Origin of the sequence: Spiroplasma sp. hyd1, assembly GCF_016082235.1 — a bacterium.
Classification (GTDB): domain Bacteria; phylum Bacillota_I; class Bacilli_A; order Mycoplasmatales; family Mycoplasmataceae; genus Spiroplasma; species Spiroplasma poulsonii.
Window position 1 is genome coordinate 1 of record NZ_JXYY01000132.1, and the last position, 758, is coordinate 758.

The 758-nt window shown below is 61.6% G+C and carries 1 protein-coding gene; it reads right to left on the minus strand.

What is annotated here, in order from left to right; genetic code table 4:
* Nucleotides 1–758: DUF4123 domain-containing protein (locus tag TS70_RS06715; protein ID WP_198049806.1), on the minus strand; the 758-nt coding region annotated here is incomplete at both ends.

Consider the following 758-nt stretch of genomic DNA (forward strand, 5'->3'; position numbering starts at 1 on the left):
GTTTTCATTTCACCTCCTCGTGCGTCAGGGACACATAGGCTTGCACCAAAGACCGCCTTTCCTGTGCTTTGGCTACGCAAGCGCTCCAGGCAGGGGCTTGCCACCAGTTCATCCCGTGTTGGATAGCCAGCGCAAGCGCCAAAGCATGGTCCCGCGCTGCCCAAAGACCACGCTGACAACACTCCTTGATCTGTGCGCAGGCCCAGGCATGTCGCTGGGCATCGGGCAAGCTGTCGAGCAAGGCCGCATCCTGTTCGCGCAGCAAGCCCAGCACCGCATCGGGGGCGGTCGCCTGGACCAAGGCGTCGAGTTGCTCGCCAGTGCACACCACTGGACGCTGCGCCAAAGGATCGTCCGGCGGGCAGTGCAGCGCCACCGCGAGATGTCCACCTCGGCGATTGGGCAGCAACATCTGCGTCCCGAAGGCCAGAACATCGTGACGCAATTGACCAGACCAGGCCTGACTCAAAGCCAGCATCACACGAGGGTCCCAGCAGCGCAAAAGGTAGTCAGCCTGCTCTGACTCCAACTCCATGCGACGCACCAGGCGTTGCGCAACACCTCCGGCGTCCAACGGCGAGGCGATGAGCAAGATCGTGCATGACTCTGCACTCTGGGATGCGTATGCATGCAGCATCTGCACCTCGACAAAGCCGTCGTCCAGCGCAACCAGTACGGGTGCGGTGGGCAACGCTTGTGGTTGCAGCCCAAGTAATGAGAACAGGTTGGTCACGCAGCGATCAAACTCCCGAAGCCAC